This is a genomic window from bacterium (assembly GCA_023145965.1).
GTDB lineage: Bacteria > UBP14 > UBA6098 > UBA6098 > UBA6098 > UBA6098.
In genome coordinates, this window is sequence record JAGLDC010000035.1 from 48,538 (window position 1) to 74,773 (window position 26,236).

The window sequence follows — 26,236 nt, forward strand, 5'->3', positions numbered from 1 at the left end:
TAAGGAGGAGATATGAGACGGAATTTGTTTATTGGATTGTCTCTATTGTTGTGTATTATTGGGGTGTCGGTTGCCAATTCTCGGTCGCCGCTTTCGGCTGGGAATATGAATTTTGTTTGTCAAGGAAGAACATATGCTGGTCAAAACACTTTTGAGACCGGCGCTTATGCTTCCGAAGACTTTAATTTCTTCATCAGTTGTCATTTCGATACTGGTGGTGTCGATGTTGGTTTTGTTATCGACTCTTCCGGTTCGATGTCTGGAACACTCACTGCGGTCAAAGCGACCATAGGCTCATTTGCTACGGGTTTAGACACTGCGGGTTATGATGCGCGTTATGGTGGATGTCCTTATGCTGACAGCACTCGTGGCATGTGGGATTTCAATGCGAGCACTCCACATCCTGATTATGAGATGACGAATAACATATCCACTTTTCAGACTAGACTTGCGACCTGTGGTGCTTCTGGCGGTGGCGATACACCGGAAGAATACCTCGATGCTCTTGCTGCAGTGATGCGTCACTACGACTGGCGGCTTCTTTCGATGAAGATTATCATAGGTTTCACCGATGCTGTTTTCTGCGAGCTTGGCAATTCTTGTTTTGACTGCCGCTCCAATGAGAACAAGGACGACATTCTCGATGAGCTTATCGATGGTGGTTTCATTTTATTTAACATCACAAAGATACCGCCATACTGGAGTTCTTGTGTTCCAGCCTCTCCGTATCACTCTGATTGGTATCAACTATCGGCTGACACAACAGGTGGACAATGGTATAATCTTACTACTACACCGTGGACTACTATTTTCTCTGATGTTATCACCTTCATTCGCGACTATCAGAGTATCGGTGTTGCGGTTATCAACTCGGGAACAGACACTATTTATGATGTTACAGGCGAGCTTATTGCGAGCGACTGCTTCGAGGTTATCACCGCTCCGGCGGTCAACCCTGCTATCGCTCCTGGTGACACTGTGATTTTCAATTGGAGACTCGAGCCATTCGATCCTGTTACCTGTCCGATGGACAGTTCTGAAGAGTTCTGCTTCCTTACTGTTTTTCATGCTACCGATGGCGTCGCTCCAATATCTGACTTTGTTACCGGAGGATGTGTTTTCTTCGGAGCGGATTGCGGGTGCGATGGAACCAATGCAGAGAAGGAATTCCCTCCCAACCTAGCAATTACTTCCTGTCCTGACCAGCTCGTCCGCTATTCGATGTCCACGAAGTGCTATCTTGACACTACTTCGTTTATATTTAAAGTTAACTCCGGTTCTGGATGGATAATGATTCCCTGGAACGGCGATGGCATGACCATGCTTTCAGATACTGGTTTTGTGTGGGCACCAGCCGAGTCACTTTTGTTCTTCGAGCACGGCGACACCACCCTACACGAGCTTTATCAACTAAACGATGTTTCTGGCCTTGGGCTCCATAGCAGACCTTCCGGCAATTTCGTTGTCGATCTGTTGCCTCCGGTCTATGACACTCCTTATCCTGTCGATGGTGCTCTCATCGGCGGACCTCCAGCCTATGTTAGGATCAATGTCACCGATGATCTTTCCGGTGTGGATCCGGGCGAAGGCTGGTGGTTATCTGTCAATGATACAGAGGTTCCCACAACTGACTCACACCTCACCTTCGATGGCATGATGATCAGCCTCGAGGTTGCGGGTTCGATTACATCGATGTTCCCTCCGGGTGATACCATCGAGATTTGCGTTGGTGCTCAGGATTCACCGGATCTTTGCGATCCGAATGTTAGCTCAATCTGTTGGAGCTTCATTATCGATTATCTAGACTTCGATTTACCAGAAATGATCGTTGAACCGAACGATACATTCTTGGTGCCAATAATCGCTTACAATCCCAATAGATTTGTTCTCCACGATTTCTCGGTTTCCTTTGAGTATAATCCCGATATACTTATTTTCACCGGCACAGATAGAACTGGCAGCGCCTTACCGACCTCCTGGATTACCAGCGTGGACACCGCCGCCGGTGTGGCAACAGTTTGGGGTAGCGGCACTGGAGCGCTAGCCGATGTTGACACACTTATATTCCTTTCTGCCATTGTTAAACCTGAGGCTCCAAGCGCTTCATTCACACCGCTTATTTACACAGAAGATGGCATTGTCCTCGACAGCGGATATATCGGTTACAGGATTATTGATAACGGTTGGGTGCTCGTTGGTTGGTCACCAGAAACTTGGGTTCATGATCTAACCTTCGATTCTGATACAAGGCCATTGAATACTATTCTCACTTTTGGTATGCAAAACGCAGCTAGTGCAAGCTATGATCTTGGTATCGATATTCCTTTCTACCCACCACCTGCCAATAGAACAAATTCTTATTTCCCGATTTCGGACTCTGTTTATCCTCTGGTTACCAAACTCGAGCGAGACCTCAGAGCTCCTGCGCCACTTCCTGTAGAATGGAAGATAGCAACTGTTGGTGAAGCTGGCATCCTCACTTGGTCAACCGCCGGCCTCCCAGAAGGAGAACTCACGCTTAATGGCATGATCGAGATGCACCTTCACGATACCTATCATTATGCAGCCAACGAGACTATCACTATTGTCTATGACCGTCCCGAACCGATTATCAACGAGATCAGCATTGATGTTGGATGGAATCTTGTAGGCTTCCCGTGCATCCCCACTGTCGATGTTGTCCCGAATATTATCCCGGGCGGTTTGTATCATCTTTACGGATATAACCCCTTTGACCTTGCCTATTTCTCAACCAATAGAGCCGAAGCCGGTCATGGTTATTGGGTTTATTCCATGGAAGAGGGCACATATAACATGGGCGGAATTCCGGTTGCCAGCTATGAAGTTCCTTTGAACACCGGTTGGAACCTGGTTGGTTGCGCAAATGTCTCCAGTGCCACATACACAAGCACGCCAGCCATTTCCGGATTGCCCCAATTCTATAATACGACAACTGGTATGTATGAGACCTCCTCGTTTATCGAAGCAGGCATGGGCTACTGGATTCTTGTTACCTCACCGGGAACCTTCCAAGTTCCGGGTGCCAGGTCCTTCAAAGCAAACAATCCCGATTGGAGTGCTAATTTCGAGTTTGATGAGAAAATATATACTATCGGCCAGGGCTCATCCGAGAATAGCCTCGGTATTCCACCGATAACACCCGATGGTGAAACCGTTATCCCTGGCGCATTGATGATGGATGGTTTCAAGATGTGGAGTCTTATCTCACCCGATGCTGAGACTTGGACCTTCCACTCAGATGAATCGGGTTGGCTTCTCTGGAATGGCACAGATAATCCGCGTATTGCTGTTACAATACACGGCAAAAAAACCGTCCTCGAAAATGGTATGCAGTTATTCTTGAGTAAGGGTGATTTCGCAGTGTTCAACAAAGCAGGATCACTTCCAGAGGTTTACGGTGTTATGGTCAAACCGAACCCCGCCAATGCGGCGTTTATGGTCACTGTGGATGTTCCTCAGCAGAGTGATGTAACTGTCGGTCTTTACGACATGCTCGGAAAACGCATCGACCGCATCGCTGACGAGAAACTCACCGCAGGAACACATAGCTTCAATTGGCATAGCAAATCCGAACCCAGTGGCGTGTATTTTGTTCGCGTCAACTGGGATGGTGGCGAAGTTGTTCAGAAAGTCGTTTTACTCAAATAAAACGAATTGCAGAATAAAAAAAGCCCCGGCCAAATGGTTGGGGCTTTTTTTATAATACGGGAAACGAATTAAAGTCGATATTTACTTCTGGGTTTAGTTTTTTTCGGTTGTAATGCCTTCTTAATAAAAAAATATGCCACACATCCAATCACTCCAACAACCGCCCCTATACTCAAGCCCCACACAACCGAATCGGTGGCCATTCCAATGGAAAAGCCAAGGCCTATCCCTATTGCAAGTATCACTAAATAAACTGGATCGTGTCCCCATGCCTTTTTCTTCTTTTTTCCCATAATCTCGCTTTGTTTATAATTATTTATCTATTGGGTTTTTTCTTATTTGGGCTCTTTATCACTACCCATAACCTTTTCTATTTCCTTAAGCCTTTTATTAATTCGCTCTTCGAGGCCCTGATCCGATGGAATATAATATGTCGGTGGCACCATGCCCTCGGGGAAATGTTCGTTTTTTGCAAGATGATTTTCGTAATCATGAGCATATTTATACCCTTTTCCGTAGCCAATTTCTTTCATCAGGTTGGTCGTTGCGTTGCGAATAACAAGCGGCACAGGGCCTGTCATGCCAGCGCGTATATCCTTTGTGGCGCGCTTTTGAGCTATATATACAGAATTCGATTTAGGCGCGATTGCAAGATAAATAGCTAATTGAAAAAAGGCGATATCCCCCTCGGGCGAACCCAAAAAATTGTAAAACTCTTTTGCCGCGACAGCATGGCGCACAGCGTTGGGGTCAGCAAGACCGACATCCTCCACAGCCATACGCATCATTCTTCGTGCTATATATAGTCTATCCTCACCAGCTTCTAACATACGTGCGAGCCAATAAACGGCTGCATCCGCGTCTGAATCCCGAATAGACTTATGGAGTGCGGAAATGAGATTGTAATGCTCCTCCCCGTTTTTATCATAAAGAAGCCTCCCGCGCTGAAGCACTTGTGCAACATGCTCTTCTGTAATATTCCGGTCTGGAGCAGTATTCGCAGCAACCTCGAGAGTCGAGAGAGCAAAGCGAGCATCACCGGCGGAAAGTTGCGCTATCTTTTCAAGAACATCGCTATCGGCAGAAATATCGTTAGCGCCTAAACCTCGCTCTTCATCCTCGATTGCCTTTTTTAAAAGGCTAACAATGCTTTCCGGCCTCAGCGGTTCAAGCATAAACACCGTGAGTCGTGATAAAAGTGGAGAGATTATTTCAAAGCTAGGGTTTTCCGTAGTCGCGCCGATAAAAATTATTGTCCCTCGCTCGACATAAGGTAAAAAAGCATCCTGTTGAGCTTTATTAAAGCGATGCACTTCATCGACAAACAGAATACTTCTCTTGCCTGTATTTGCGAGCCTCCTCTCGGCTACTTTAATAACCTCTTTAATCTCCTTTATGCCTGAAAGCACGGCTGAATAGCTCAAAAAACGCATTCCAGTCTCATTCGCGATCACACGGGCGAGTGTAGTTTTACCACAGCCGGGAGGACCCCAAAAAACCATACTGGATATCTTCTTATTTTCGATAGCATATCTAAGAGGAGTTCCCAAGCCAATAAGTTTCTCCTGACCTAAGACCTCATTGAGACTTCGCGGACGCATACGGTCGGCAAGCGTGAACGAATCGTTGAATTCGACAATATCTTTCCCAAATAAATCCATGCATATATAGTAATGTATTGGAGGCAAAAATCAATAATAAAAGGTGTTTGATTTTATCTTCGACGCTTCGGGTTTGAAGGCTTCAAGAGAACTCCCGGCGCCTATTATTATTAATATAGGCTCCGAGCGGCTATCCACGGACAAAACATAAAAAGCACGAGCACAAACTCTTTTTTATGTAGCGGCTTTATATCGGCCCATCGAAGTTTATGAATTCGTGCGAGCCAGGCTTTTAAGGCTACGACTCACGAAAAAGTAGGTGATAATAGCTGAGCTGAAATCAGCTATAGGAAATGACCAAAAAACCCCATCGATGCCAAGAAACTTTGGAAGAATCAATATAAGAGGAATAAGCACTATCGCCTGTCGAGAAAGGGTTAAAACAAAGGCCTTGAAGGCTTTTCCTATAGCTTGAAAATATGCTCCACCCATCATCTGAAGGCCAATCATAGGGAAAAGAAGAACCACTTTCCTAAACGCTGGAACTCCACTCTCGATAAGATTTGGGTCATTTGAAAAGAGATTTATTATCTGATTTGGAAAAAGCATCACGATAGTGAAAGTGAATAGGCTTATTACAACAGCCCTAATATAAGCTTTTTTCACAACCTCGGTCACTTTATCGAAACGCTTAGCACCAAAATTAAAACCTACAATCGGTTGCAAACCCTGCGAAACTCCCATTATGGGCGTAGAAAAGAGAAATATAACACGATTAATAATCCCATAAATAGCAATTCCAATTTGGAAATCGAGACCAGCAAAGACATTGTTCATTATAATGATCAATGCACTAGAAGAGAGGTTACGGCCAAGCGAGGCCATACCTATCGATACTATTTCGCGAATGATTTTAAAATCTGGCTTTAATTTTATCCTCTTAAACTGAATAATGCTCTTCTCAGAATTGAAAAATGCCAGCGCATAGATGGCAACAGCAAATTGAGATATTACCGTGGCGATAGCTGCACCCTTCACTCCCATATCTAACACAAAAATGAAAATTGGATCGAGAATAACATTGAGAATAGCGGCGATGATCATCAATGTCATAGATATCTTCGCTCGCCCTTCAGAACGAATGATATTATTCGACGAAATCGCGAAGCACCTAAAAACAGTCCCAAGAAGTATAATACTTAAATAATCTATAGCGTAGGGCATGACATCGGGCGTTGCTCCGAGGAATTTAGCGAATGTATTTATAAAAATAAGGCCTGGAATAGCGACCATAAACGATAATATTGTGGTAGAAAAAACGACATTCCCAAAAGTTTTATTTACCTTAGCAAGATCACCAGTGCCGATAGCTCTTGAAATAATCGATGCTCCCCCCATGCCGAAAAGCTGAGCTATTGCTAAAACTAGTATTTGCACAGGAAAACATATAGCCACTCCAGCAATGCCTAGCATTCCAACTCCACGACCAACAAAGATCGTATCTACCACATTAAAGCTCGACATAACGAACATGCCAATAGTGGAAGGAATAGAGAGTTTTATTAGAAGTTTTCCGACATCATTCTCGGCCAATATATGCTTATCTGTTGATCTCATAAGGCTTATTAATGTAAGATAATTTGTTATGAATTCAATAATAATAATTATATATCAGGGAAACATCGGTTCCGGCAACATGGCAGAATTCTATGCTTTCACTGTCTTCTTTTGCCGGATCGAATATCTATATCGCTTTCCATAATGTATCTGTGGATGAGTTTATACTTAAAGTCGATGACATTAAAATTGGGAATCAACCGACACACGATATTGGAATTTCGGGGGTTGAAGGTGTAGAGATTTTTGACATCTCTGGAAGACTTGCGTTACGATTGCTCGAAGACGAAAACACAGTGGAGAGTCCCTATACCTTCCCTCCCTCTGACTACCAAAACCATAGCACATGTAGCTACTCCCCCGCAACCCACGAATTTACATGGATACCCTCGACATCTATCACATCCGGTGTTTATCTTGTTCGCGCACAAACCACCAATGGACAAACCGTATCAAAGTGCATTATATATTTGAAATAACTTCTTATCGGGAAAAATATCGAGGGCGGTCAGATACCGCCCTTTTTTTATTAAAGACTTTTTTATTTGCACTCCGGGGGGCGTCGGAATTTCTAGTTTAGCGGAAAACCAGTTTTCCGCTAAACTAGAAATCGGCATCCGGCCGGAGCAAAATTCTTATTTTTTTCGAAATAGTATCGACCGGCCGGACGCCCACGTTGCGCTTTTTGGCGCAACGCCCGACGCCCCCCTGCGATGGTTGTCGATACATCTTCTTAACGCATGATTATTTTATATGATTGAATGCCATAGCCGCAGCACCAATAACACCGCAGTTTTGGCCTTTTTCTGAGATGTCTATAGTACAGGAATTATACAACGATTTCAGTGCCCTACAATGCGCTTCATTGCGAATAGTTTTTAGGAGAATATCTTTGCCCCAACCGGTTACACCTCCGGCGAATATTATACACTCCGGGTTGAGGATATTTATCATATTAGCTGTAGCAACACCAAGTGCGCGTGAAACCTCGCGTGTCACCTTAAGAGCAGTTTTATCTCCTTCTCGTGCTGTATCCCCGATCATTTCAGGGTCTAGGGAACCATAATCCCCACCCATTAAATCCCATAAGAGAGAGCCTTTATCCTTCTTAAGATATTCCCAGGCCAATGTTACAATTCCTTTTGCCCCTGCATATGCCTCGATACAACCCCGATTACCGCAGGTGCATTGTCGTCCGTTCATTTCAATGACATGGTGCCCAATCTCCCCAGCACCACCCCATTTACCACGGAATATTTGCCCATCGATTATTATTCCACCACCCACTCCTGTCCCAAGAGTAAAAATAACAAGTGGATCGGCACCTTTATGCTTACCCCATAGATATTCGCCATATGCTGCTGCATTGGCATCATTATCGATGATTATCTTAGGGCCAAATACATCTTCAAAAATGCTCTTAACTCCAAGCCCGCGCCAGCTTTTAAGATTAGGAGAGGCTTCAATAATACCCTCTTCGATAGTAACTGCACCCGGGAAACCCACGCCCACACCGGCTATATCTTCGAGATTAGTCTCACAGTCTTCGAGAAACTCACAAATATCATCGATAATTATCGACAAGGCCACATCCGGAGGACTCTGCGGAGTCGGGAATATATCCATGTCAAGAATCTCGCCCGATCCATCCACGGTAGCTACCTTTACAAATGTCCCGCCGATATCTACTCCGAGTGTAATTTTATTCTCCACTGTGAAACTCCCATTTTAATATAGCGATTGTGGAATATGGTATAAGCCTTTCAGTTGAAAGATCGAGCATTGCCCCATTCGCCCAAGGTGTTATATCCTTTTGGTTCTCGCTAGAATGAATCTGGCTTTCGATCTCGATAATAACCGACTTATTTTCAAAGAACTTCGCTAACTCGTCAAGATTCTCCATGTCGAATACCGCCATCAGGGCCGAGCTTAACCTAAACCATAGGAAATCGGCTCTGGCTATAGCAAGAGAATCCGCATTAAATTCGCGCTCGTTGCTATGTCCGTTTATCCGGATAGTCAATTCGCCATCCTGCTTACATAAATATTGTATTCTCGATATTACCTCAGGAAAGCTGCTTTCCCAATGACAACATGGCTTAACACTATTGAAAACAAAAGGGATTATCGGCAAAATAGCCATTTCCGAATAATTTTTCCCTAAATCGATCTTGACTGATTTCCATTCTGAACGCTCGACCTCGCCACCATTTCCCCAGCAAAGCATCGAGAAATCGCATCGAGGTGGAATAACCAATATCTTGCCCTCAGATAACTTGATCATCGACATTTTATTTGGCTGCCGCATTCCCCAATCAACTGGAATGCGGCTCCGGTGTAAATCTCTGTCTATCCTATAGGCCAGCACCTCGGAGGAAGTATCTACACTCACATCGAGCCTTATAGGCTCTACATCATTTGATGGCGACTCACACCACAGATATCTGCCATTGAGTGGCTCAGGCGCAAAAAACGAAGGTCTTAAATCAATTCGCATCTCTCCCGGCTCAGAATTCCCTCCATCAACTGCGATTATTTGTCTTGCATCCTTTTTCTTCATATCCTTTTTGAATCTTGAAACAACAATATCTATACGCTCCGCTCTCTCCACCGCTGAAGCATTCAATTCCCCTGAAGAAAAGACCAACAATAAATCTGGGTTTCGAGCAAGGATACTATCTAGAAACCCTCCCTGAGATTTGGATATAATCCTAAATCCTCTGCGCCAATAGGGCATCGTCTCGGTAGCCACTAATACGCGAGATGTCCAATTTGGAACGGAAGGAATCAATTCTACTCTTAAATCATAAATCGAAGCGACATCGCCGTATGTTTCCGTAAACTCGTATCCCGATTCAGGGATTTCTAGACTCAATACCAACTGGGGTTCGGCCAAAAGCAAGGCCTCCCTCACCGCTTTCGCCCTATTAGAAGCCAATTCTTCACCGGCAAATGGAGACACTATACCATCGAATTCATGGGAATAGAACCCTCTAACAACACAATCTATATCGGGATTTTGCACCATTCGAGTAGCCAACTCCGCTAAAAGCGGTTTATATGCTTCATCGAGCTTAGCCTTCCCAGGGTCAAAAAATATAACATTTGGAAGATACCCCCCTACCCACGCAATATCCCAACCCGAAAAATCGATTTCCTTCACACGTGGTTCAATATAGGGTGATATCGGGGGCTTCTCAAGCGAATCGATTGGTAATTCCTGCGTAAAACAAACAACACAAACTATACATATCAACAAAATCAGACTATAAACCCTCATAAAACTCCGGCCTCCTATCCAAAATAACATCGTTGAACGGAGTTACCATCTTATCGAGCGCTTTCGAGGGATCTATCTCTATCACAAGCACACCCTCTTCATCCATACCCAACTCACCTAATACAGACCCATCCGGACCATACATAATACTTTTCCCAGTAAAATCTACTTTCCCGCCTCCGTTAACATCCGAACCTGTCCTGTTAGAAAGAGCAATAAAAATTCTGTTAGATACAGCATGAGCATATGAAGCCTTCTGGCAATGAGGCAAAACAAGGTTCGCACTATGGCAAACAAGCTGCGCGCCTTTTAATGCAAGGCTGCGATAAACTTCAGGGAAAAACCAGTCGAAACAGATAATGAAAGCTATCTTTGTATCTCTGTATTCGACTAGAGGAAAGGGCAAATTCCCCGGTTCAAAAATCAGCTTCTCATTATTGAAAAGATGAACTTTCCTATATAAAACCTTTTTCCCCCTAGGATAAATAAATGCCGACGAATTAAATATCTTCTCACCTGACAACTCAGGGAAACATCCGATAATTGCACAATCCTTTTCATATGCTATATCCGCTAAAAAAGTTAGTGTTTTGCTTTTTTGGAATTTTTCAGCAAAAGGCCTAATTTCATCCTTATCCTTAAAAAAATAACCTGTTGCAAACAACTCTGGTAAAACAAATAAATCTGCGTCATTGGCGCGAATAAGCCTTTCCGCAAGCCTTAAATTTCGTTCTACTTCGCGTAGTTTCGGCGCAAATTGAACTATACCGATTCTCATAATTCACCATAAACCTTAATGTCCAATAGAATATAGATCCCTCGGGAAACAACTATTAATAAACCAGTTTTCTATAGATATAATAATATCCTATTTTAAATCGTCAAATTAAAATAAATAAAAACATATGAATATCAAGAGCTTTAGCCGCAATTTAAACCACACTGAATAAAAAAGGCGCCTAAAAAGACGCCATTTTTATGGGGAAAAGAAAATAAAAATCAGCTTACGAATGCCCTGAGATTCTTCGATCTGGTGGCATGCCTAAGACGCTTAATCGCTTTTTCTTTGATCTGCCTAACACGCTCACGTGTGAGACTAAATCTATTGCCTATCTCTTCGAGTGTGAGAGCCCTTTCTCGGTTAAGGCCAAAATAAAGAGATATAACCTCGGCCTCTCGTTCCGTAAGTGTAGAAAGAACCTTCTCGATTTCACTGGAAAGAGCTGTCTTAAGAAGTTCCCTATCTGGCGATGGTGAGTGATTGTCCTTCAGAATGTCCTTTAGGGAATTCGTATCGCCCTCTGTGAAAGGCGCATCGAGAGAAAGATGGCTATTAGAAATCTGTAAGGTATCGGAAACCTCTTCCGCAGCCATATTGAGCTTATCAGCTATCTCTTTAGTGCTGGGAGAACGACCATACTTCTGCTCCAACTTAGAGTGTGCTTTGCCGATTTTATGTAAAGCACCTACTCTATTGAGCGGAAGCCTCACTATCCTCGATTGCTCGGCTAGCGCCTGAAGTATAGACTGGCGAATCCACCAAACAGCATACGAAATAAACTTAAAACCCCTCTTTTCATCAAATCTCTTGGCAGCTTTAATCAAACCAATATTCCCCTCATTGATGAGGTCGGCGAGAGATAATCCTTGATTTTGATACTGTTTGGCGACGCTAACTACAAACCTGAGATTTGCCTTAATAAGCTTTGGCATGGCTTCTTTGTCGCCATTACGGATTCCGACTGCGAGCTTAAATTCGTCTTCTGCGGTAATGAGTGGAGTTTTGCCTATCTCCTTGAGGTAAATGTCCAATGAACGATCAACATCTCGTCCGCTGATCTTTCGCTTTTTGTTCATACTCCTCCTTTGAAAGAGAAAAAAAGAGCTACACTGTTTGGATCATTGATCCTAAGATGGTCCCCCAAGACCGCTATGGAATATAGGAATTTTCCATCTAAAGTCAAGCCACCACAAACACCCAATAAAAAGCTATCTGCCAATCGTTAGAGTTCCATTGCATACTGTTTCGCCACTTTTCTGAATTAGATAAAGATACAATCCCTCTTTTGCGATTTGCCCCCCACCCTCACGACAATTCCATACACGATTTGCAACATCGCCTAAATCTATGACCGGCCCTATCGTGGCCTGATAAACAAGAATGTTTCTCTTATTAAAGATCAATAATTCAGCCGAACCGGAATACATCTCAGGATAGTCGAAAACAGCAACATCATTAATACCATCCCCGTTAGGTGTAATGGGATTTGGATAGTTATTACATGAGATCTTTGGCTCCATCAGGAACCACCAAGTAAACTGATTGGCGTTAGGCGAGCAATAATCCGGGGTATCCTGTGCATAAACCGTGATCATTACGGTATCTCCCGTAACAAACTCGATTCCTGCAATAGATGGATCGAAAGTGAGTCTTCCGCTAGAATAGGTCAATGCCGGTGAAGACAAATCATACGTTGACCGGTAAATATCCATCCTTAATTCATTGGGATCAACACCTGCGATATTATCTGCAACATCGATCCAAGCCTGAGTCTGGACATTCCGAATAAGATCGGTTTGAAGCGGGAAATTATTTGCAAACGTCGGAGGAGTCAGGTCCATATAATAATTCCATTCGATAGGCGCATCGGTCAAAGGATTGCCCAGCATATCGTCTGCTGTTATAAGTCTAACATTGACCAAACCATCAGCCCAAACCGAGGGTGGTGTCCATGTCAAAACCGGGAAACTCCAATCAAGCTCCGTAGAAGATGTTGTATAAAGCACACCGTCAACCTCCAGCCCAATAGTCGCTTCATCGATACCGTTGCTATCATCGAGCGTAATAATTATTTGTTGAAGACTACACGCGCTAACAGTTCCATCGCCCGGCTCGATTATCTCGCCGACAGGCCCGCCGCGGCTTATTATTAGCATCCAACAATAGGTGGTATCGTTGGCATCGCAATAAGGCGCGGCAGTGTCTGGAAGATCGGCGATTTCGAGACAAAGCTCTATGCTATCGCCGCCAGTCCATAAAATCCCTAGGCTATCGGGGTCGAACGCCAATGTGTCACCGAGCCAATAAAGCCCAGTGCTCGTAGGATCGATGACGCCATAGCCCTCGACATCGAGCGAAACCGCATCGTAATCGATGCCCGCAGGCAAATCATCGAGAACCACACGAACAATAGGGCTTCTATCGTCAACTGGAACGGCCGAAATCGGAGTCACCGATACAAGCTCGGGAGGTTCATAATCGACCGTGAAAATCCATCCAAGAGGCGCTTCAAGCTCGTTGCCGAGAATATCCGAGGCCGAAAGAAGCGAACAAACTACTGTCGAACCATGCGCGAAAAATCCCGCGCCACCATCGAAGGTAAGTGTGGGTTCGTCCCAGTCGATCTCGAGCTCACCGATGCCATATCTAACTCCATTTACCGAGAACACAACAGTCGAGTCATCCACGCCGTTGGAATCCTCGATACTAACCACTATTTCCTGAGGGTCGCAGCTTGTAATCACTCCATCGGTTGGATGTATAATAGAGCCGACAGGCCCGCCTGATTCTATGGAAAAGCTCCAGCACGAATCCAGTGTATTAGGCCCACAATAATCTGGTGAATCGTTGGCAATAACACAAATGTCTATCAAATCCCCTCCGGTCACGGAGATAACATCGCAAAGGTCGAAGCTAATGTTGCCGCCAATCCAGGTTACACGGCCATCTGAAACACCCAGATGCTCTGTGCCTTCTATCGTAACATCAATAGAAAGCTCATCGAGACCGGAGCCGATATCAGCTAAATCGAATGTAACATTTGGACAAATTTCAGAAATAACTGATCCCGGTGAAGGACTTATGGCTCCGATAATCGGGGGTGAATAATCTAATATGAAGCTCCAAACAAGCGTATCCTCATTTGGATTAGCATATATGTCCTCGGCGTATAGAAGCGAACAAACTACCACCTCGCCATCGGTGAAAAAGCCCATGGGCGAGAAGAAAGTGAGCGTATCACTGGAATAAGACAACTCTGGACTCGCAGGAATGCCATAACGAGTGCCATTCACAGAAAATAGTATCGATGTCTCTATGACGCCGTTGATATCTGATATGGTTAAAGATATCTCTTGCGGATCGCAGGCCGAATATGTCGAAGGTAAAGGTTCTATAACCGTGCCGATAGGCCCGCCTGTCGGAACCCAAAATAGCCAACAGGTATCCAGCACATTGGGCGGGCAAAGATCGGGTGTGTCCTCTGAATGGACACACACTCTAACAGTGTCTCCGCCGACAATCGTAAATGGAATTGCTGAAACATCGACCTGATAATTACCCCCTCCTGTATGAATAAATACAGAATGTGATATATCATACCAGGTGGTCCCAGCAGATGGGAAATAATCTATTGCGAAAAACGCGCTGTCATAATCGATACCCGCGCCTATATCTGCAAGTCTCCAGCTTATTGTTGGCACAAGAGTTCCAGTTGCGCCTACGGGCGAGGCCATCGAAAGCAATGGAGGCAAAAGGTCTATTGAATATATCCAACTGAGGCCTGTCGTTGCGAGCGGGTTTCCAACGCCATCTTCAGCCGAAACAAGCTCGACCGATATTGGTGCACCATCGGCCCAAAGCACTCCCGGAGAGAAACAGAGTAAATCGGTGGAATAGCTCAATTCCGGAGAATCAGTGCCGTAATCCACACCGTTTACTCGAAGAACAATAGTCGATTCCTCGACGCCGTGTGAGATAGGTGGGTCAATAAGAGGAATGCAGATTCCCTGATCATCGCAGGCCGAAATAAGACCATCAATGGGAACTTCCGATACCGGGTCTATTCCATCATCGGCCTCCGGTCCCTCTAAATCGACAAAAACCGTCCAGCAAACCTCTAATGTGTTAGGTTCACAATAATCCGGGCTATCAAAACCACCTACACAAATATTAAGTGTATCGTTATGCGCAGCAATTACTTCGTGAAGTGTGCTATCTACCCAAAGCGACATCCCTAGGCCTTCCCAAGTGTGAGAAAGCACGCCGAGACCATAAAAATATCTCGTGCCATTGACCGATATGTAGATACTCGAACTATCGAGACCAGACAGAGAATCGGCTATCCATGCTGAAATGAATGGGAATTCGTCACCAATAACACTACTATCCGGCGGCTCGAATCCCCATGCCACCGGCGAACTGAGATCGACATAGAAAGTGCCGTGCGGGAGCAAGAATGTTGCTATCCCCAAATCGTCGGAAAGAGAATCCAGGCTCCATTCGATAGTGTCACCATCGGACCAAAGGGGTGATGGTGAATATACAAGTGTCGAATCATCCTCGATATATAAATTAGTGTGCAAAATCGAATATGTGATACCATCGACCGATAACCTTATCGACATAGTGTCGATCTCGACATCATCATTAACAATAAGCCTTATCTCCTGATCATTACAGGATGTCCAAGCATAGTCGAAGGGATCCAACAGACTACTCCACGGCGGATCACAATCTACTACCGAATATTCCCATATCTCTGATGTATCGTAACCGCAAATATTCTGCGCGATAACCATCCAATGAATATTCTCGCTACAACTTGCAGCAGTATCGAAATAGGTTTCCGAGAGGTCCTCGCCAACGAGATCACCATTCATATATACATCGTAGGTAATCGGCTCTTCACCGAGAGCAGGCTCCCAGAGTAAACTCAAATAACCTGGGATCATATCCGTTGTATCATCCGGAGGATAGGCCAAACTGAAATCAGAAGGCTTTTGAGCTATCAAAATCACAACCGTATCGCTTGCTGAACAACCGACACCATCCACTACATTCAAAACATATGTCGTTGTCGAATCGGGAGCGGCGTTTGGATTACCCATATAAGGATCATCAAGCCCATCTACTGGTGACCAATTGTAGTAATATAACCCATCACCGCCATCAGCCGTCGGAAATCCCCCAATCACAACGGTATCTCCATAACACACAGCCTGATCGGGTCCGGCATCTGCCACAAGAATTGGATCGATAGCCACCCGAGCTTCATCGTATCCGATACAACCCCCCGGCGAAATTACCGCAAGACCGTAAACAGTCATGGATGTGGGCGAAGCCGTTATTTCGCGTGTCGTTTGTCCATCGGGTGACCATTGGTATGTATATCCCGGGAAATCCGGAGTAATCGTTGGGGTTAGAGTAACTGACTCTCCATCGCAAATAACCGTATCGCGTATATCCACTATTGGATTAGGCTCAACGGTAATAGTAACAAACTGAGAATCTATACAATCGATTCTATCTGTAACGACAAGCCAATACGTCATGGTGCTTTCGGGGCAAGCAATTGGATGAGGGTCGGTCGGATCAGAAAGAAAGTCCGCTGGGTGCCAGTTATAATACCAGTTATGGCCGGACACTTCGGTTGTATCTAGAACTGCATGAAGGATTGTGCAATCGTCTGTACAAAGAAGAGTTTCCTCTGCGTAGACGCCAACTCCGAAGTCCGCTGGCGCGGGAATATCGAAGCAGAAATTCTCTGTTACCGGACCACCTCCAGTCCAGGTTACATTTACATCGTAACAAACGCGCGTTCCAACAACTGAAGGGCCTATAGCAATCGACCAATTCGCGAGACTGCTACCTCCGTAGCCCGCTAGCGTGCCAAGATTTTGAGGATTCGCACCAGATACTATACTAAGCCCCGGCGGTAAGGTAATCGCAACCTGAACATTGCTTGCTGAAGTAGAACCTGGATTAGTAATAAGCGCATTAAGGGTAAAAGGATTCGGTAAAACCGTTACACATCCGGCATTGAAAGCTGGCGTGCTCGAAGTTATCGTTAAATCGGTTCCAGCAGAGATTTCTCCGATACCGTAGTAAGTAACGAATACAGCCGAATCGCCTTCACAAACTGAGCGGGGATACCATTTTACCATAGTTGCAGAATCCCCAAATGTTGATCCAGTGTCTATAATCCAATCGCCATCTGCCCAACCGTTACCAGCACTCGAACCCCAACTCCCATACCAGAAAACATCAGGCATTTCCGCTTCGAAACCAATCAAAATACCCAGAGCTGTCAGCGCTCCTGGGGCTGGAGGAAAACCTCCTTCATAAGCTCGCCAAATCGAAGGAATATCCGGTGCGAAAAATATCTCTGCGATACCTGTGTATCCATAGGCCGTGGAGATATCAGCAGCATCATCAGTGTCGAGCTTTGTATCGTAATAAACGATACAACCCACTTCATGACAACTGCCATCGGCTGGTTTCATAACTGTTTTAAATTTTACTTGCTCGTTCTCACCGGGCACCCCCCCTAAGCTAACCGCCGATATTTCTTGCCTAATATAAACTCCATGCCAGTTATCCCAAATCGAATAGGCAACGCTACCAGATATATAATTCGAGCTTGTATTCGGCATTGTTGCGGAGGTTTTAGCACTGTAACCATCGACATAATACATTATCCATTCTGTTCCGGGTGAATCAGGGAAAGAGAAGGTGAGTTTCTGGTAACTTCCTACACCAGCGGGATCGCCGCCCTCATCGAACTCACCACTGGTCTCATCAACATCGGCACGCACATAACCATTAGCAGGACGCCAGTCCATAGGAGACGATGGGCGTTCCACTCTAGGACTTCTATCCATGGAGGTTACCTCGGCAAATTCAAGCTTCCAATCTAAGTATGCCTCAGGGTCGGCATCGACATTTGGCATCAGAGAAAGAAGCGAATCGAGTGTAATTCGCGCGGGATTATCGAGATCCGCAAAATCCGATTGTATCATCATTTCTGCAGCCATTGCCGCACAAATAAAGAATATTAAATAAAATATTATTAAAGCTTTCATAAAAAATACTCCTGATCATTAATATACTATTCAATCAAATATATTTATTACATTCGCTAAATCAACAATTCTAATTCTCGGGAAAAAATCGATTGCTGTTAAATTTAACTTACCTAATGTTTTAGACTCCATTTTTTCTTTTTTATTAATATGCTCATCAATTTTTCCATGCCGCTGTCACGATTTTTGCTATTCAAATCACTTTGTTTTATAAGCCACATTTTCTTATGCAAAAATCTCCACCAAGCCACCCCCTCGCTCGCGCCAGCGGCTCTATTTTTTTAGTGGGGAAATATAGACTTTGGTTTTTTAATTTACACCGAGAGCGAATAGTATTTAATTCCCGAACAATGACAACCACGATAGATGTTGCAAAGACATTCCTTTTGGATTAACTTATAGCGATTTATGAGGATTTGGACTTTGACATATTCGGTTTTGGTTGTTGCGCTATTGACATTATCATGCGCCGCGAGGTTCTCCATTCCAAGGGAATTGCCTTCTGAGGAAAATCAATGGAGAGCGGTTCGTGGTGATAATTCAGGTTGGGCTTATGCTGGTGAGGGCACCGGCAAAGCGGCTATCCTTTGGCGGGTTAAAACCAAGATACCAATTATTTCGGCTCCGGTAGCTGGAGATGGCGCCATATTTGTGCCCTCGCCAAACCGGAGAGTATTGGTTTATGGTGCTGAAACAGGCAAACGTATCGGACGCCTTTGGGTTGATGCTATGCCCGACAATGGTCTCGCGCTGGGAGGGGGACTTTTAGCTATTGCCGGTCGTGGTGAGTTTAATCGCATTAGGGTATATGATTACCATGAAGGCACATTTCTCTGGGACAGGGATTCCGAACGCTCTTTCGCCGCGCCTATTCTTGTTGACAGCATCCTATATTTCGCTATATCTACCGGTGCGATATTCTCTCTCGATGCTCGCACTGGAGAGAAGAATTGGCGCTATAAGATAGACGGGGCAGTTATCGACCATGAGCCAGCTTTCCGAGACAGCCTACTTTTCCTTGTGGACTCAAACAAGCGACTCTTAGCTCTCTCCGCTGATTCGGGCACAGTTCGTTGGTCGCTCGATTTACCATCCCCACCCTCTGGACAAGCTGTAGTCATCCCAGACCATGTTATTGTTTCAACAATGTCCGGCAAAATTCTTGCGGTTTTACTCGATGGTTCGGTGCGTGTTTCCATCGATGCTCCCGGCGAGCTTGGTTCCCCTGTTGCTTGTTCGGGTCCGACAATATATGGTGTAACCAAAAAAGGAATTGTTTTCGCTGGAGACCTTGGTCATGGAGGCATTCTATGGCAAACAAACCTCAGCGCACCAGTTATTGCGCCACCCGTCATTTGGGGTAAACAAATTGTTATCGTTACAGCCGAGGGCAAAATTTATCTGCTCTATTTTTCCGACGGTGCGATCGAACATACAATTGATCTTGAAGAGCCTGTTACAGCCCCACCGATTATCTATAATTCCAATTTATATATTGCAACAGAAACCGGCGAACTTATAGCCATTACTAGAAATATACAATCTTTGGAGCACAACAATGAATGAAATAGACCCGAGAGACCAAAGACAGATAAGAATTGCCAAACTTGAAAAACTCCGCGAGACCGGGATAGATCCCTATCCATCGAGGATTGCTGAAGGCCGAGTGACAATCGAATTTGTTCTTCACGAATGGGAACAACTAAAGCAAATAACCGACGAATCCGGCCAAGTAATCCGTGCTGGTTCTGTCGTGCATTTAGCTGGAAGGATAACCGCGCTTCGTATCCACGGTAAATCCATGTTTATCGGTATTGCCGATGGAACGGGCTCGTTTCAGCTATACCTTCGCATGAACACCCTTCTCGAACATAACCCGGAAGATACCGACAATTATATACGCGCAAAAGACCTCGATCTTGGGGACTTTATTTCTGCAACGGGTGAGCTATTTACTACAAGAACTGGTGAACCAACCCTCGCGGCCCAAAAATGGGAACTCGCGGCTAAGACACTTCTCCAACTCCCTGAAAAATACCATGGTCTCACCGACCCCGACCTTCGTCTTCGACAAAGATATTTGGATCTTCTCTCGAATCCTGAGGTTAAATATAATTTACAAAAGCGTGCGCTTATTATAAAAACTATCCGCACATATCTCGAGGAAGAAGGCTATATCGAGCTTGAAACTCCTACACTGACTTCTCTTTATGGGGGCGCGGCAGCACGCCCATTTACTACTCATCACAACGCTCTCGATATCGACCTTTACCTTCGGATAGCCACAGAGCTTTACCTAAAACGACTTATCGTGGGTGGCTTCGAGCGGATTTTTGAGATGGGTAAGGTTTTTCGCAACGAAGGAATAGATCGTAATCACAACCCGGAGTTCACACTTCTGGAGCTCTATGAGGCCTTCGCCGATTATAACCGCATGATGCAAATCGCCGAAGGACTCGTGGTAGCATCTGCTGTTGAAGTAGCCAAGTTTGGCGAGAAAAATAAAGAAAATTACATAAGAACTCTCGCCGATGGAACCGTCGTTATCGAGAGGGAGAACGCAATAATCACCTTCAATCGTCCATTCGAGCGCATCAGCTTTGTGGATTCGATTATCGAGCTTACCAGCATTGATGTCCTTAACGCGGAAAAAACTGAACTAATTGAATTTTTCAAATCTCATGATATAGATTTCGATCCTAAGACTCCATTTTGGCCTTTGGTTGACAAGCTTTTTTCGGAAACTGTCGAGCCAAAGCTTATAAAACCTACTTTCGTCCTCGACTATCCCGTAGGCCTTTCGCCTCTGGCCAAACGCAAGGCCGATGCGCCAGAACTTACTGAACGCTTCGAACTTTTCATTGGCGGAGTAGAGATTGCCAATGCATTCAGCGAGCTTAACGATCCCCTCGACCAACGCGGGCGTATGGAAGCACAGCTTCTTCAGCGTGCCGAGGGCGATGAAGAAGCACCAAACCAAATCGACGAGGATTTCCTCACAGCCCTCGAACATGGAATGCCACCGACAGGTGGCATGGGTATCGGTATTGGAAGGCTTGTTACCTTACTCTCTGGTGCTCATAGTCTCAAAGAAGTTATACCATTTCCACTTCTCAAGCCAAAATCGATTGAACACGCGTGAAGGTGCAGCTTTACATAGCGCTTAAGTTTTTGAGAGCACGTCACAGAAACCGCTTTGTCTCTCTGGTGGCAGTATTTGCCATAATCGGTATAGCCATTGGAGTTTCCGCCCTTATCGTTAGCCTATCCGTGATGAACGGTTTTGAAGGAGAGGTTCGAAGTCGAATCATTGGAACAGTATCTCATGTTAATGTATATTCCCTTCGAGCGGAGAGTATCGGTGACTGGGAACCTCTTCTCGAAACTCTTTCCCAAAGAGAAGATGTCGTTGCTGCTGCACCATTCGTTTATGGGAAAGTCCCCATTGCAAACGATGGTCTCTTCGACGGTATAATGCTTCGGGGGATTATACCCTCGCGCGAGGTATTTATAGGCAATCCCGAGAGCACCCTAGTCGATGGCGACTGGCTCCCCGAAATACCAGACTCTAACATCCCGCCAATAGCCTTAGGATTATATCTTGCCCAAAACCTTTCCGCTAAACCCGGAGATACTGTCGTGATCTATGGTCTCGATGGTGCACGCGGAACACGCATCACCCCTAAGCTACACCGTTTTATCGTATGCGGCATCTTTGAAACAGGTATGTTCGACTTCGATGCCGCCCTCGGTTATATTAATCTTGAATCCGCACAGAGGATTTTCGATTTGGGTGAATCAGTTACCGGGATTGAACTTCGCATAAAGAATTTCTATGAAGCCGATAAAATCGCCTCCCATATTGAAGACGATCTCGCTTTCCCTTACTATGCTATGTCCTGGGCCGAGATGAACAAGAACCTTTTCTCGTGGATGACTCTCGAAAAGTGGGGGCTTTTCTTGCTTTTGAGTCTTATAATCGCAGTTGCAGCATTCAACATCGCCAGCACCTTGATTATGGTAGTTATGGAGAAAACTACCCAAATCGGCATACTGCGAGCTATGGGCGCAACATCGAAACTTATAGGTAAGGTTTTCTTCATTCAAGGCCTCATGCTTGGAGTTATAGGCACTTTCATCGGCGCTGTTATCGGCGTGGTTTTAGCATTTATTCAAAACCGCTGGGAAATTATCTCTCTCCCGGCAGATATATATTCAATTTCATCTCTACCGGTCAATATGCATCTCCTAGATGTCACTATTATCTGCATAATTTCTGTTTTGATAACCCTTCTCTCGAGTATCTACCCCGCGCTCAGAGCTGCAAAGTCCAACCCAATAGAGGCTATCCGTATGAACACCTAACAATATCCAATAAAGGGGGATTTATGTTTATCATTGTGGTGGTTTTGAGTTTATCTCTTTCTACTTTTGCTCTCGATACGCTATGGACTCCTATCGATATTCCAACACGAACCGGCGATTCACTTGCCGCAGATATCTACACCCTAGACTCGACCGCCGCAAAGCCGGTTATCCTAATTCAAACGCCATATAATAAGGCCGATTATAGATTCGCTTCATTTATGCTCGACACCTCGGACACCAGCGGATTCTGGGATATTCAGCACTACAATTTTGTAATCCTGGATTGGCGAGGTTTTTACGCCTCGACTTCTGCGGGAAGCACCGGCTATGATCGCGGCCTCGACGGCTACGATGCGGTCGAGTGGATAGCCTCGCAAAGCTGGTGCAACGGCAAAATCGGCACCTACGGCGGTTCGGCACTCGGCGATATTCAGTTCAAAACCGCGCACCACCAACCTTCGAATCTCCTTTGCGCCGCCCCATGGATAAAGACCTATAAAACCCGCTATACGAATTACTATTATGGCGGTGTTTACAAGAAAGAATATGTGGAAGCGCTTGATTTTCTGGGCTTTATAGCGACCAGTGTTATTCTTTCGCGACCCTTATATTCTTTTGTCTGGCAGTATATCGAAAATAATTCCGACTATCCCGAGGATTTCAAAGTGCCGATGCTCATGCTTAGCGGATGGTTCGATCATTATCCCGCAGATATTATCGAGGATTTTCACGAAATACGTTCGCGAAGCGATATTTCTGTGAGGGATAAACACAAGCTAATCATGGGGCCATGGACGCACAGCGGAGTCGGGCAGTCGATGCAGGGAGAACTTGAATATCCCGCAGCGGCTGATTTCGAGAAACCAATAACAAAAAAATTCTTCGATCACTACCTTCGCGGCGCGGATAATGATTATGAATCCGAACCGGTAGGGCAATATTTTTTGATGGGCAGCAACATATGGATAGAAACGGATAATTGGTATTCGCTTATCGACGATACCGATACGCTTTACATTCATCAAGACGGCCATCTATTTCCATTGGTTGCACCGATATGGGGCACACCTCCGGATTCGTTCGTTTACGATCCGCGTGATCCCTCACCAGCTTATGGGTTCAACAGATTCAATCCAGCGGAACCGGGGCTTATATCCGGTCCGCGCGATATGCGCGATTCTGTGGAAAACCGGGATGACAATCTAATCTACTCGACCGATATACTAACCGAACCTTTGACTATTATCGGAAGGATCAAAGCGAAATTATTCGTCGAGTCGAATTGCCTCGATACGGATTTCGCGATCCGCATCTCAGATGTCTATCCAGACGGACGCTCGATGATTTTAACTCAAGGCATTCTTAGAGGCCGTCTTCGCGATACGCTTGGAGTCGAACACCTTATGGTTCTCGATAGCATTTATGAAATCGATATTGAAACCGAGGTTATTGCGCAGACTTTTCTTCCGGGACACAAGCTTCGTTTAGTAATTACATCGTCAATATATCCTCATTTTCATGCGAATATCAACGATGGCGGTTCTATGTATGATGAAGGCGACACAACTGTTGCAACGAATTTCATTCATCATAACGAGGCACTGCCCTCCGCGCTGATCTTGCCATTGAGTAGCGAGCTTCGCATTTCAGAGCGTTCAATAGCAACTAAACCGAACGATTTCTCCCTCCGTGCCTACCCGAATCCGTTCAATTCGGCGGTGCGGATAAGCCTCGACTTCGGAAGCAAATCGGCGAAGGCGTTGAGCACGTCGCCCCCCAGCGCGTGCCGGGTCGAGATTTACGATATAAACGGACGGCGCGTCGCGGAAATTTCTGTTAACGGGAGCGAATCGGCGAAGGCGTTGAGCACGAACGCCTCCGGCGCGTGCCGGTGGCAACCCGACGCCGCAATCGGCTCTGGGGTCTATTTCGTGAGAGCGCATTTTAATGATGCGACTGCATCACGCAGAATCTTGTATATAAGATAATATCAGGAGAGTCCGGCAGTGCGTCACCAGTGTAATTAGAGGATTATTAACAGATAACCACCCTTCTCCTCACTTACAATTAAATTCCGTTGCAATAATTGCCTGAATCCTTTATTGTATAATTAGAGATTAAAATAAAAAACCTGTTAGGAGAATTCGAATGAGTCGAAAAACATTTATTGCAGCAGTTGTTTGCTGTTGCGCCTTTTCTGTCATTGCGGAAGTTAAACAAATTGGATTCATGACACAGGGAATATCGCATTCGACATATGATAATATGACGTCTGTGCTCGAAAGCGCAGATTTTCATTGCGAAATCCACGAGTTTTGGGATTTCACTACTGCAACAGCCGATACCTTCGATTCGCTGGATATTTTTATCGTCCCTAATGCTTCGTATCTAACCACTCCGGACGCCATACGCGATCATTTCGGGCCGATCATACGCCCATGGGTCGAGTCCGGTGGTTTGTTGATTGTTTTTTACAGGGTTGGCATCTGCTTCATCAACGATGTCAGCCTTTCGCGAATCGGCGACTATTCCTCCTTCGACAGCACGCTCTATATTGCAGATGCTGGCCATCCGGTTGCCTCCGGGGTTGATCCCTCTTTCCTTGGAACCGGTAATTGTTGCATTACAGACGATTGCCCCGATTACACTCCAATTCTAACAAATCATGCCGAAATACGCGTTAACTCGGGATTCGAAGAACTTGTCTCCGGTTGCGTTGTCTTTCTCGGATGGGATTATACATTCCGTTCGGAAAATCAAGATTCAATTTTCACGAATGCAATTCGCTATTGGTCGATGGTTTCCGAAGGCCCGATTTGCAGGAGTGTTTTCCCTCACGATGGCTCCTGGGTTTCATCGGACACGGCAATTGTGCTGGATTTCTTCGACTCCGATGGTCTCGACGCCGCGACAGCCTCGGTAATCGTAAACGGTGTTACCTATAGCGTTCTCGATCCTGAGTTGACCATATCCGGTGATAGCCTTATTTTCGAACCTACAACATCCTGGGTCGATGGCGATACGATCACATTCGAACTTGTGGGTATCGAAGACGCACTCGGTCACGAATCCCCAGACAGCGGCCTCAGTGTAACATATTATATCGATAAAGCAACGCCGTTTATTACATATCGCGAACCCGACTCTGCAGTCGTTTTCACCGAGACGCCGACCGGCGCACTCATTCGTTTTGCGGATGCTGGTTGCGGTATTGACAGCATTGGCTGGAGCCTTAATATCGAGGGCGTCGATGTCGATCCTTCCGGTGCTGGGGTCTATCTCGAAGGCGATTCTACGGTGATCTTGGATTTTGCTAGCGCGGGGATATCCATTACTTCGGGCGATACTGCGTTTATTTCGCTTTCATTATGGGATGCACCGGATGTCGGCGCGGCGAATACTGTGGAACTATCCTGGTGGTTCCTCGTAGCCACCGGTATCGCGGATGTAGCCACGCCGGATAATTTTGCAATCTCGGCGTATCCGAACCCCTTCAATTCGGCGGTTACAATTTCTTTCGACGGCATAGGGGCAATTCATGAATTGCCCCTATGCGTGGAAATCTTCGACCTCGCCGGTCGGCGCGTAGCGCGTTTGCCCTCACCCTCGGTCCCTCTCCCAGGGGGAGAGGGAGGGAATTCCTTCTCCCTTTGGGAGAAGGTGGCCGAAGGCCGGATGAGGGCCGAATATATCTGGCAACCCGACGCCGCAATCGGTTCCGGCGTCTATCTCGTCCGCGCAACATTTCCGCAACAGACGACTTCAGCCGCCTGCACGAAGCGGGTGGTGTATTTGAAATGACGCCGACTCCGCCAAAGGCGGTTGAGGCCAAACGCCC

Annotated in this window: 15 protein-coding genes; 7 read left to right on the forward strand and 8 right to left on the reverse strand. The window is 45.6% G+C overall.

Annotated features, from left to right (window positions below; genetic code table 11):
• Window positions 1-12 precede the first annotated feature (12 nt).
• Complete coding sequence (locus tag KAH81_03755; GenBank protein MCK5832767.1) at window positions 13-3,669, forward strand: T9SS type A sorting domain-containing protein; 3,657 nt, start codon at window positions 13-15, stop codon at window positions 3,667-3,669.
• 68 nt (window positions 3,670-3,737) lie between these two features.
• On the opposite strand, the gene KAH81_03760 is transcribed toward KAH81_03755, so the two are convergent.
• The 3 genes from KAH81_03760 to KAH81_03770 all read right to left on the reverse strand — a co-directional run bounded on the left by KAH81_03760 (window position 3,738) and on the right by KAH81_03770 (window position 6,887).
• Window positions 3,738-3,962, reverse strand: a complete 225-nt coding sequence (locus KAH81_03760) for a hypothetical protein (protein ID MCK5832768.1) — start codon at window positions 3,960-3,962, stop codon at window positions 3,738-3,740.
• A gap of 42 nt (window positions 3,963-4,004) precedes the next feature.
• Window positions 4,005-5,330 carry a replication-associated recombination protein A gene (locus KAH81_03765; GenBank protein MCK5832769.1) on the reverse strand — a complete coding sequence of 442 codons (1,326 nt, stop codon included), beginning with the start codon at window positions 5,328-5,330 and terminating at the stop codon, window positions 4,005-4,007.
• Between the two features lie 207 nt (window positions 5,331-5,537).
• The gene (locus KAH81_03770; GenBank protein ID MCK5832770.1) at window positions 5,538-6,887 is read right to left on the reverse strand and encodes an MATE family efflux transporter; all 1,350 of its coding nucleotides are present in this window, start codon (window positions 6,885-6,887) and stop codon (window positions 5,538-5,540) included.
• 92 nt (window positions 6,888-6,979) lie between these two features.
• On the opposite strand from KAH81_03770, the gene KAH81_03775 reads away from it, so the two are divergent.
• Entirely contained in the window at window positions 6,980-7,366 is a 387-nt protein-coding gene (locus KAH81_03775; protein MCK5832771.1) for a hypothetical protein, read from the forward strand.
• Window positions 7,367-7,631: 265 nt separating this feature from the next.
• Here the strand turns inward: KAH81_03775 and KAH81_03780 are convergent, their stop codons facing one another.
• From KAH81_03780 to KAH81_03800, 5 genes are all read right to left on the reverse strand, one after another.
• Window positions 7,632-8,600 carry an ROK family protein gene (locus KAH81_03780; protein ID MCK5832772.1) on the reverse strand — a complete coding sequence of 323 codons (969 nt, stop codon included), beginning with the start codon at window positions 8,598-8,600 and terminating at the stop codon, window positions 7,632-7,634.
• Complete coding sequence (locus KAH81_03785; protein ID MCK5832773.1) at window positions 8,590-10,167, reverse strand: hypothetical protein; 1,578 nt, start codon at window positions 10,165-10,167, stop codon at window positions 8,590-8,592. The genes KAH81_03780 and KAH81_03785 overlap by 11 nt, the downstream gene beginning before the upstream one ends.
• Window positions 10,154-10,945, reverse strand: a complete 792-nt coding sequence (locus tag KAH81_03790; protein ID MCK5832774.1) for a beta-ureidopropionase — start codon at window positions 10,943-10,945, stop codon at window positions 10,154-10,156. Before KAH81_03790 ends, KAH81_03785 begins: the two co-directional genes overlap by 14 nt.
• A 221-nt stretch (window positions 10,946-11,166) precedes the next feature.
• Complete coding sequence (locus KAH81_03795; protein ID MCK5832775.1) at window positions 11,167-12,024, reverse strand: RNA polymerase sigma factor RpoD/SigA; 858 nt, start codon at window positions 12,022-12,024, stop codon at window positions 11,167-11,169.
• A gap of 132 nt (window positions 12,025-12,156) precedes the next feature.
• The gene (locus KAH81_03800; protein MCK5832776.1) at window positions 12,157-18,030 is read right to left on the reverse strand and encodes a gliding motility-associated C-terminal domain-containing protein; all 5,874 of its coding nucleotides are present in this window, start codon (window positions 18,028-18,030) and stop codon (window positions 12,157-12,159) included.
• Between the two features lie 408 nt (window positions 18,031-18,438).
• Here KAH81_03800 and KAH81_03805 point away from each other — a divergent pair, with 408 nt between their 5' ends.
• The 5 genes from KAH81_03805 (at window position 18,439) to KAH81_03825 (ending at window position 26,199) form a co-directional block, all read left to right on the forward strand.
• Window positions 18,439-19,596, forward strand: coding sequence for a PQQ-binding-like beta-propeller repeat protein (locus KAH81_03805; GenBank protein MCK5832777.1), 1,158 nt, complete (start codon window positions 18,439-18,441; stop codon window positions 19,594-19,596).
• Window positions 19,589-21,172, forward strand: a complete 1,584-nt coding sequence (lysS, locus tag KAH81_03810) for a lysine--tRNA ligase (GenBank protein MCK5832778.1) — start codon at window positions 19,589-19,591, stop codon at window positions 21,170-21,172. The genes KAH81_03805 and lysS overlap by 8 nt, the downstream gene beginning before the upstream one ends.
• The gene (locus KAH81_03815; protein MCK5832779.1) at window positions 21,169-22,395 is read left to right on the forward strand and encodes an ABC transporter permease; all 1,227 of its coding nucleotides are present in this window, start codon (window positions 21,169-21,171) and stop codon (window positions 22,393-22,395) included. The genes lysS and KAH81_03815 overlap by 4 nt, the downstream gene beginning before the upstream one ends.
• A gap of 23 nt (window positions 22,396-22,418) precedes the next feature.
• Window positions 22,419-24,386: a CocE/NonD family hydrolase gene (locus KAH81_03820; protein MCK5832780.1), complete on the forward strand. Its 1,968-nt coding sequence runs from the start codon at window positions 22,419-22,421 to the stop codon at window positions 24,384-24,386.
• A 160-nt stretch (window positions 24,387-24,546) separates the two neighbouring features.
• The gene (locus KAH81_03825) at window positions 24,547-26,199 is read left to right on the forward strand and encodes a hypothetical protein (protein MCK5832781.1); all 1,653 of its coding nucleotides are present in this window, start codon (window positions 24,547-24,549) and stop codon (window positions 26,197-26,199) included.
• Window positions 26,200-26,236 lie beyond the last annotated feature (37 nt).

Coding starts and splice junctions, on each gene's coding strand:
- KAH81_03805 (MCK5832777.1), top strand. CDS start 18,439: ATGAGGATTTGGACTTTGACATATTCGGTTTTGGTTGTTGCGCTATTG.
- KAH81_03800 (MCK5832776.1), bottom strand. CDS start 18,030: ATGAAAGCTTTAATAATATTTTATTTAATATTCTTTATTTGTGCGGCA.
- KAH81_03755 (MCK5832767.1), top strand. CDS start 13: ATGAGACGGAATTTGTTTATTGGATTGTCTCTATTGTTGTGTATTATT.
- KAH81_03825 (MCK5832781.1), top strand. CDS start 24,547: ATGAGTCGAAAAACATTTATTGCAGCAGTTGTTTGCTGTTGCGCCTTT.
- lysS (MCK5832778.1), top strand. CDS start 19,589: ATGAATGAAATAGACCCGAGAGACCAAAGACAGATAAGAATTGCCAAA.
- KAH81_03765 (MCK5832769.1), bottom strand. CDS start 5,330: ATGGATTTATTTGGGAAAGATATTGTCGAATTCAACGATTCGTTCACG.
- KAH81_03795 (MCK5832775.1), bottom strand. CDS start 12,024: ATGAACAAAAAGCGAAAGATCAGCGGACGAGATGTTGATCGTTCATTG.
- KAH81_03775 (MCK5832771.1), top strand. CDS start 6,980: ATGCTTTCACTGTCTTCTTTTGCCGGATCGAATATCTATATCGCTTTC.
- KAH81_03790 (MCK5832774.1), bottom strand. CDS start 10,945: ATGAGAATCGGTATAGTTCAATTTGCGCCGAAACTACGCGAAGTAGAA.
- KAH81_03770 (MCK5832770.1), bottom strand. CDS start 6,887: ATGAGATCAACAGATAAGCATATATTGGCCGAGAATGATGTCGGAAAA.
- KAH81_03820 (MCK5832780.1), top strand. CDS start 22,419: ATGTTTATCATTGTGGTGGTTTTGAGTTTATCTCTTTCTACTTTTGCT.
- KAH81_03760 (MCK5832768.1), bottom strand. CDS start 3,962: ATGGGAAAAAAGAAGAAAAAGGCATGGGGACACGATCCAGTTTATTTA.
- KAH81_03785 (MCK5832773.1), bottom strand. CDS start 10,167: ATGAGGGTTTATAGTCTGATTTTGTTGATATGTATAGTTTGTGTTGTT.